Source organism: Bellilinea sp., assembly GCF_053501535.1.
Genome location: NZ_JBRCOK010000139.1, coordinates 1 through 8,626, shown reverse-complemented (window position 1 = coordinate 8,626; position 8,626 = coordinate 1). Strand labels below are relative to the sequence as shown.

General features: G+C 56.8%; 9 protein-coding genes. All 9 read left to right on the top strand.

Translation table 11 applies throughout. The annotated features are described in order from the left end of the window. On the top strand, positions 1 to 425 hold a 425-nt coding region (locus tag ACWIZX_RS12600; RefSeq protein ID WP_448336021.1), incomplete at its 5' end, for a hypothetical protein. Positions 426 to 569: 144 nt separating this feature from the next. Beyond that, entirely contained in the window at positions 570 to 1,055 is a 486-nt protein-coding gene (locus ACWIZX_RS12595; protein WP_322793432.1) for a winged helix-turn-helix transcriptional regulator, read from the top strand. Beyond that, complete coding sequence (locus tag ACWIZX_RS12590) at positions 1,052 to 2,014, top strand: GDP-L-fucose synthase family protein (protein ID WP_322793433.1); 963 nt, start codon at positions 1,052 to 1,054, stop codon at positions 2,012 to 2,014. Before ACWIZX_RS12595 ends, ACWIZX_RS12590 begins: the two co-directional genes overlap by 4 nt. Before the next feature lie 55 nt (positions 2,015 to 2,069). After that, positions 2,070 to 2,921, top strand: coding sequence for an ABC transporter permease (locus tag ACWIZX_RS12585; RefSeq protein WP_322793434.1), 852 nt, complete (start codon positions 2,070 to 2,072; stop codon positions 2,919 to 2,921). Further along, the gene (locus tag ACWIZX_RS12580) at positions 2,918 to 4,168 is read left to right on the top strand and encodes an ABC transporter ATP-binding protein (protein ID WP_322793435.1); all 1,251 of its coding nucleotides are present in this window, start codon (positions 2,918 to 2,920) and stop codon (positions 4,166 to 4,168) included. Before ACWIZX_RS12585 ends, ACWIZX_RS12580 begins: the two co-directional genes overlap by 4 nt. 3 nt (positions 4,169 to 4,171) lie before the next feature. Further along, positions 4,172 to 5,794 (top strand): capsular polysaccharide export protein, LipB/KpsS family, encoded by a 1,623-nt coding sequence (locus ACWIZX_RS12575; RefSeq protein ID WP_322793436.1) that lies wholly within the window; start codon positions 4,172 to 4,174, stop codon positions 5,792 to 5,794. 17 nt (positions 5,795 to 5,811) lie between these two features. Beyond that, on the top strand, positions 5,812 to 6,681 hold the full coding sequence (locus tag ACWIZX_RS12570; RefSeq protein WP_448336020.1) for a class I SAM-dependent methyltransferase: 870 nt from the start codon (positions 5,812 to 5,814) through the stop codon (positions 6,679 to 6,681). 57 nt (positions 6,682 to 6,738) lie between these two features. Continuing rightward, positions 6,739 to 7,746, top strand: a complete 1,008-nt coding sequence (gene pseB / locus ACWIZX_RS12565) for a UDP-N-acetylglucosamine 4,6-dehydratase (inverting) (RefSeq protein ID WP_322793438.1) — start codon at positions 6,739 to 6,741, stop codon at positions 7,744 to 7,746. Next, a partial coding sequence (locus ACWIZX_RS12560; protein ID WP_448336019.1) for an SDR family oxidoreductase occupies positions 7,743 to 8,626 on the top strand: 884 nt, incomplete at its 3' end. The genes pseB and ACWIZX_RS12560, both read left to right, overlap by 4 nt.

Below are 8,626 nucleotides of genomic sequence, written 5' to 3'. Positions count from 1 at the left end.
TGCCTTCTCCCACCCCAACGCCAACCCTGCCTCCCTTCATCCCACTGGATCAGGCTCCGCTGTTTGCCCCGCCCTTTGCCCACCCTGAGCCGGCCTGTGGGTGGATGGGCTTAGCCGGCCAGGTCTTTGACGAGGAGGGCCGGCCGCTGAATGGCATCATCGTTGCGGTGGTTGGCAATGTGGCCGGTACGGATGTGGACACTTTGGGATTTACCGGCCTGGCTCCGGCCTACGGCCCCGGCGGTTATGAAGTCACCCTGCACAACGGGGTTGCGCCGGGCATCTTTTGGGTGCAGTTGTTCGATCTGGCGGCGCAGCCGCTCACCGAACCGCTTAACTTTGCCATGCTCACAAATTGCCAGACCAGTCTGGCGGTCATTAACTTCCGTCAGCTGGATGCAGCCTTTCAACCCGTACTGCCATAATCAGCCACAAGTTAACAAGATTAGCGTTTGGTTAAAAACCGGCTGCAATCTCCCCTGTAGCCGGTATTTTGGCTCTGACGGGTAGGGTGCGCCCTTGACCCAGACTGCCGCCCGGTTTATAATTCAGCCACTGAATTTTAGAATATGACCGAACTTTCGACCGAATCGACTCGCGACCTTGTCATCCTCGAAAAAATCGAACAGGATCCGGATGCCACGCAGGCTTCGTTAGCGGCTCAGCTGGGTGTAGCGGTTGGAACGATTAACTGGCACCTCAAACGTTTGATCGCCAAAGGGTATGTCAAGGTGCGGCGCGTAGAGCGCCGTAAATTACGGTATATCATCACCCCGGAGGGGCTGGCGCTGCGCGCCCGCCTCACCTTGGATTACATTCAAAATTCGTTCCAACTCTACCGGCTGGTACGTTCACGGGTGATTCATACCCTGGCAGAGGTGCGCAAAATGGGCTATTCCGCCGTCCGTCTGAGCGGAGATGGTGATGTTGCCGATGTTTGCCGCCTCACCTGTCTGGAGCAGGGAATCCACATTGTGGACGACCCCGCCGTGCCAATGCTGACCATTCAAGGCCTGAAAGTTACCATTCAAACCGAGGAGGATAAGACAGCGTGAATTCAACCCCCCCTTCATTCTGGCAAAACAGGCGCGTGTGTGTAACCGGCGGCGCCGGCTTTCTTGGCTCGTTTGTGACCGAAAAGCTGCGCCAGCGCGGCGCGAATGAAATTTTCATCCCGCGCTATCCGGAATATGATCTGGTGCAGCCGCAGGACGTGGAACGGCTGCTGGACGACGCCCGCCCGGATGTGATCATTCATCTGGCTGCCCATGTAGGCGGGATCGGCGCCAATCGTCTGCACCCGGCCGAGTTCTTCTACGACAACCTGATGATGGGCGTGCAACTGATGCATCAGGCCTGGAAACGCGGTGTGGAAAAATTTGTTGCCATTGGAACGGTGTGCGCTTATCCCAAATACACCCCCGTGCCTTTCCGTGAAGATGACCTGTGGAACGGGTATCCCGAAGAAACCAACGCCCCTTACGGGCTGGCAAAAAAGATGCTGCTGGTGCAGGCCCAGGCATATCGCCAGCAGTACGGTTTCAATGCGATTTTTCTCCTGCCCGTCAACCTCTATGGGCCGCGCGATAACTTCGACCTCGAATCTTCCCATGTCATTCCGGCCTTGATCCGCAAATGCATCGAGGCACAGGAAAGCGGACAGGAAACGGTGGAAGTGTGGGGGGATGGCAGCCCGACGCGCGAATTTTTGTACGTCGAGGATGCCGCTGAGGGAATTTTGTTAGCAACCGAACGTTACAACGGCCCTGACCCTGTCAACCTTGGCTCCGGCTTTGAAATCAGCATCCGCGACCTGGCGGAGTTGATCCGCCGCCTGACCGGTTTTGAAGGCAAACTGGTGTGGGATACCAGCAAACCCAACGGGCAGCCGCGCCGTGCGCTGGATATCAGCCGGGCTGAACGTTACTTTGGCTTTCGCGCCAAAACGGATTTTGAAGAAGGTCTGCGCCGTACGATTGAATGGTACCGCCAGAATCGCCTTGTTAAGGCTTGAGGAAAGAATGGACGGGCAGGAGATTCCTCCTCCCGCCGCCGAGAAATCAACGCATATGGCAGAACGAGCACAAACCAACGTGACTTTTATCCGACCGGCGCGCGGCTGGATTGCGATTAACCTGCGTGACCTGTGGCTATACCGCGAGCTGGTTTATTTCCTCACCTGGCGGGATATTAAAGTCCGCTACAAGCAGGCTTTGCTGGGTATTGGCTGGGCAATTTTTCAGCCGCTGCTCAGCATGGTCATTTTCACCGTCATTTTCAACCGCTTTCTGGGCGTCAAGCCGGATGCCGGTATCCCCAACGAGTTTTACCCCATCTTCGGCTTTGCCGCACTGCTGCCGTGGCAGTTCTTTCAGGGCGCGCTGCAGCGCGCCAGCGTCAGTCTGGTGACAAATGCCAACCTGTTGACCAAAGTCTACTTCCCGCGCCTGATCATCCCGCTTTCGGCTGTGGCGGCCGGCCTGGTTGATTTTGTGTTTTCCTTCCTTGTGCTGGCAGCCATGATGATTTACTTCGGTGTGCCGTTCACCGTCCGCCTGCTCTGGCTGCCGCTCTTTTTGCTGCTGGCCCTTTTGGCAGCCCTGGCGGTGGGGTTGTGGCTTTCGGCGCTCAATGTCCAGTATCGCGACGTTCAGCACATGGTGCCGTTCCTCCTGACGGCCTGGATGTATGCTTCACCGGTGGTCTATTCGGCAGAAGTCATTACGGTATCCCCCTTCTGGCAGGCAGTTTATGCGTTGAACCCGATGGTGGGTGTCATTCAGGGCTTCCGCTGGGCATTGTTTGGCACCAACCCGCCGGGTCTTTCCATGCTGGTTTCGGCGGGGGTGGTGCTGGTTTTGTTCGTGTCGGGTTTGTTTTACTTCCGGCGTATGGAACGCATCTTTGCGGATATGATATGAGCGATATTGCCATTCGAGCCAATCGTTTAGGAAAACAATACCGTCTCGGTGCGCTTTATGAGCAGCGATACCGCACCCTGCGCGAATCGTTGGGCAGCCTGCTCAAAGGCGGTGAGAGGAAACCCAAAGAGACCATTTGGGCCTTGCGGGATGTGTCCTTTGAGGTCAAACAGGGGCAAGTGCTGGGGGTGATCGGCCGCAACGGCGCCGGTAAAAGCACCTTGCTCAAACTGCTTTCGCGCGTGACCGAACCCACCGAAGGCGAAGCCGAAATTCACGGGCGGGTTGGCTCACTGCTGGAAGTCGGCACGGGTTTTCACCCCGAACTGACCGGCCGGGAGAACATCTTTCTCAACGGCGCCATTCTGGGTATGCGCCGTACCGAGATCGAGCGCAAGTTTGATGAAATTGTCGCCTTTGCGGAAGTGGAACAATTCATAGATACGCCGGTCAAACGCTATTCCAGTGGCATGTACCTGCGGCTGGCGTTTGCTGTGGCGGCGCATTTGGAGCCGGAGATTCTGGTGGTGGATGAAGTGCTGGCGGTGGGAGATGCCGAGTTTCAACGCAAGTGTCTGGGCAAGATGGGGGATGTTGCCCGTGAAGGGCGCACGGTATTGTTCGTCAGCCATAACATGTCGGCCATCCTGCGCCTGACCGAAGAAACGCTGGTGATCGAAAAAGGGCGGCTGGCGCTGCGCGCACCCACTCCGCAGGCAGTGGATTATTATCTTTCGCGCGGTTTCAGCCGCGAGGGAGAACGCATCTGGGAGGCGGATGAAGTTCCCACCAGCGCAATGCCCTTCCGTCCACTGGCTGTGCGCCTGCGCAACCCGCGCGGCGAGGTGGTCAATTCCATCCGCTCGGCGGAAGCCAATCAAGTGGAAGTGGAGTACTGTCTGGATGCGCCGATCACCGGTCTGCGTGTGGGCATTTACCTGATGAGTATGCGCGGTGAAACCATTTTCACTTCCTTTGACACGGATGACCCGCACATATTTGAAAAAATGACCGTGCGTCCGGCCGGGCATTATCTCAGCCGCTGCACCCTGCCGGCGGATTTGTTGAACGAAGGCCGTTTTGTGATTGGAATTAATGCCAGTTCGTATCGTGTGCGCCGTTATTTTCAGGATGAGCAGGCGCTCACCTTTACGGTGGATATCACCGGCGCTCCTGGCACGCAATGGCCCGAAACTCGTTTGGGAGCGGTACGACCGCGCCTGGAATGGAAAATTGAGGCAGTTTGACATATGACACCTTCTGGAAAAGATACCATCAAACGCATTCTGGGAAATATCCCCTTCACAGCCGAATTGTACTATCTGGTGCGCCAACGCGGTAAACCGCTGCGCACACGTTTTTCCCTGCGGAATTTGCAGGCGCATTTACCCCAAATCACAGCGCAGGCGGCCGAACTATGCCAGAAAGCCCCTGCCGGCAAAAAGATTTTCATCTTTGCCACGCTGCATTACTGGATTGAACATGCCGCGCTGGTGGGGATGGCGCTTTCCGCTCAGGGACACAAAGTTACCCTGGGTTACCTGCCCTACGCCGACTGGCAAAACGACATCAACCGCTTTGACCTGCGCCGCCAGAACGCCTATGCCCGCAAAGTGCTGGAAGAAGCCCGTCCATTGATGGACTCGATTTCGTTCGTTTCGGTACGCGCACCCTACACCCCCCTACCCGCCGACGTTGCAGCCGCGGTACAGGAAGTCAGTACCTTTGACTCCCAGTACACCTTACAGGTGGAGGAAATTGACCCGCAGTCCGAGATATTCAAATTGCGCTTCAGCCGCAACCGGGAAATTGCCCAGGCGGTGCTGGCTTATCTGCGACAGAATCGGCCGGATGTGGTCATCGTTCCCAACGGCACCATTCAGGAACTGGGTGTGGTGTATCGGGTTGCCCGCCATCTCAAACTGCCAACCGTGACCTACGAATTCAGCGACCAGCGCCAGCGCATCTGGCTGGCATACAACAGCGAAGTGATGCGCCAGGATACCAGTAAATTATGGGAAGCCAGCAAAGATCAGCCGCTGCGCGAAGATCAACTGGAACGGATGCGCAGCCTGATGATGGCCCGCCAGCGCGCTTCGATGTGGGAAAACTTTGCCCGTCTGTGGCAGGGAAAGCCTGCCGAAGGCGGCGAGCAGGCCCGCCAAAAACTGGGGCTGGATCAACGCCCGGTGGTACTGCTGGCCACCAACGTCCTCGGCGACAGCCTCACGCTGGGGCGGCAGGTCTTTTCCAAATCCATGGCGGAATGGATCAGCCGTACGGTGCAATACTTCATCGGCCGGCCGGATGTGCAGCTGGTCATTCGCATACACCCTGGTGAGGTGCTCACTCATGGTCAGTCCATGGCTGATGTGGTACAGGAGGTGCTTCCGCGCCTGCCGGAGAATATCCGTCTGATTCGCGCCAAGGATGAAATCAACACCTACGACTTGATGGAAGTTGCCGATGTAGGGCTGGTCTATACCACCACGGTTGGACTTGAAATGGCGATGATGGGGCTGCCAGTCATTGTGGCCGGAAAGACTCATTACCGTGAACGCGGCTTTACTTACGATCCCGATTCATGGGTGGCGTATTTCAAACTGCTGGGGCACATTCTGGAAAACCCGCCTGAATACCGCCTCAGCCGCGAACAGGTCAATCAGGCGTGGCAGTATGCTTACCGCTTCTTCTTTGATTACCCGCAGCCTTTCCCGTGGCATCTGGTACGGCTATGGGAGGATTACAAGAATACCGATTTGAAAACCGCCCTGACCGGCAGCGAAAGCGAAGGTTACCGACGTTCGTTCCGTTTTCTGGCAGGCGAACCAGTCAACTGGGACTATATCAAGGACAATGGCGGCAAGTCCTGAAAGGTGGGCGGCCAGAGATGAGCGAGACGCAGGTCAAGCAAAAAGTACGCGAATTTTATGATCAGATCGGCTGGCAGCAGGCAAGCAGCGGTCTGTATCAAAACGCGCGTTACGAAGACCTGCGCCCGGTTTCTCGCCAGTACATTCACCGCTGCCACCTGCGCATTAACCGCCACCTGGCCGCGCAGGGAGATTTTCTGCTGGATGCCGGTTCTGGTCCGGTTCAATACCCTGAATACCTGACCTATTCACAGGGCTACCGCTACCGCGTTTGTGCCGATATTTCGATCCTGGCTCTGCGGGAAGCCCGTAAACGGCTGGGTGAACACGGTTTGTATGTGGTCGCCGATGTGGCAAACCTGCCCTTCCGCCGCGATGTTTTTGATGGAGTGGTTTCCCTGCACACGCTCCATCACCTGCCTTTGGGCGAACAAAAACAAGCCTACCATGAACTGTACCGCGTCCTGAAAGGCGGGCGCAGTCTGGCAGTGGTCAACGGCTGGACGGATTCGCCGCTGATGCGCCGCCTGGGCTGGCTGGTGCGGCTGATGGAAACCATCGGGAAAACAATTGCCCGTCTGCGGAGAAGAGAAAGCCGGCCTGAAAAAACGGGCCAGACGGCTGAATCCTCTGCGAATTCCACCCCCACCGGCACGTTTGTGGAAAAACTGGATGCCGGCTGGCTGCGCCGTGAACTTTCTGACCTGCAGCCCCAAATTTGGGTCTGGCGCAGCGTCAGTGTGCGTTTTCTGCGGGCGGTGATTCACCGGGCGTTGGGCGGCCGCCTGTGGTTGGGATTGTTATACGCGCTGGAAGAGCGCTTCCCGCATTATTTTGGTGAAAAGGGTCAATACCCCCTGATTGTGATTCATAAACCGAAAGGATAACGAACCGCTGACGGATGGGCAGCATGGCCCGCCCCTGCGGAAGTGGAGGAACCCTGTATGGACTGGAGCGATAAAGTAGTACTGGTGACCGGTGGAACCGGCTCATTTGGCAAGAAGTTCATCCGTATTCTGCTGGATGAGTACCGCCCGCTGAAGGTGATTGTCTTCAGCCGCGATGAATTGAAGCAGCACGAGATGCGCCAGGCCGGTTTTGATGACAAACGGCTTCGTTACTTCATCGGCGATGTGCGCGATAAAGACCGTCTGCACCGCGCCTTCAACGGGGTGGATGTGGTGGTTCATGCGGCGGCGCTCAAACAGGTGCCGGCTTGTGAATATAACCCGATGGAAGCCATCAAAACCAATATTCTCGGCAGCAGCAATGTGATTGACGCTGCACTGGATGCCGGCGTCAGCCGCGTCATTGCCCTCAGCACGGATAAGGCGGTTAACCCGGTCAACCTGTACGGCGCCACCAAACTGGCCGCCGAAAAACTCTTCATCCAGTCCAACAGTTATGCCGGTGGTATGGCGACCCGCTTTGCGTGTGTCCGTTATGGCAATGTGGTCGGCAGCCGCGGCAGCGTGGTACCGGTCTTTCTCAAGCAGCGTGAGAACGGCGTGATTACCATCACCGATAAACGGATGACGCGCTTCTGGATTTCGCTGGAGCAGGGAGTGCGCTTTGTGCTGCGCTGTGCAGAACAAATGCTGGGCGGCGAGGTGTTTGTTCCCAAAATTCCCAGTATGAAAGTGGTGGATCTGGCAAAGGCGGTTGCACCGCGGGCGGAAATCGAAACGATTGGCATCCGTCCCGGCGAAAAGCTGCACGAGGTGCTGATTTCGGAGGACGAATCCCGCACTACGGTTGAGCTGGAGGATATGTATGTGGTTCAGCCAGCCGAATCGCTCTGGTTTGGACGCGAGTGGGAAAGCCGCGGTAAACCGCTGCCGGATAATTTCCGCTACGCCAGCAACACCAACACCGATTGGCTGACCATTGAAAAAATCCGTGAGATCATCCGACCGATTGAAGAGGCTTACAAACAGGGAACGCTGGAATGATGCGTATTCTGGTTACCGGTGCCAGCGGCCTGCTGGGGTTGAATTTTGCCCTGCGTTACCATGCTGATCATCAGGTCAGCGGGGTAGTGCATCGCAACCTGCTGCGCAATCCACCTTTTCATCAAATTGCTGCTGATTTGACCGAACCGTCCTCGCTTGAAGCCGTACTGGAGCAGACTCAGCCGCAGGTGGTGCTGCACTGCGCCGCCATGGCGAATGTGGATGAGTGCGAGCGCCAACCGCAGCGCGCCTTTCAGGTAAATGCCGAGCTGCCGGCAGCGCTGGCGCGCGCAGCCGCGCGACACGGTTTTCGATTGGTTCATCTTTCTACCGATGCCGTGTTTGACGGTCAGCGCGGGGATTACACTGAAGAAGATACTCCCCATCCGTTGAGCGTTTATGCACGCAGCAAATGGCAGGCCGAACAGCAAGTTTTGGAAGCCTGTCCGCAGGCGATTGTCGCGCGGGTTAACTTTTACGGCTGGAGTCTTTCCGGTCAACGCAGCTTGGGGGAGTTTTTCTTCTACAACCTGAAAGAAGGCAAGCCGGTCAGGGGCTTTACGGATGTGTTCTTTTGTCCGCTGGAAGCCACTCAACTGGCTGACCTTTTATTGAGGCTGGTGGAAAAGGGTGCGGAGGGGTTGTTTCACGTCGTCAGCAGCCAGTGCCAGTCCAAATATCAGTTTGGGGTGAGTATTGCCCGTCGTTTTGGACTGGATGAGAGCCTGATCGAGCCGGTTTCGGTGATGGAAGGCGGGCTGATTGCGCGTCGTTCGCCGAATTTGCGCCTGCGCACCGAGAAACTCTGTGCCGCCCTGGGCGAACCGCCGCCCAATCAGGCTGCCGCGCTGGATCGTTTTTATCAATTGTATTTAGACGG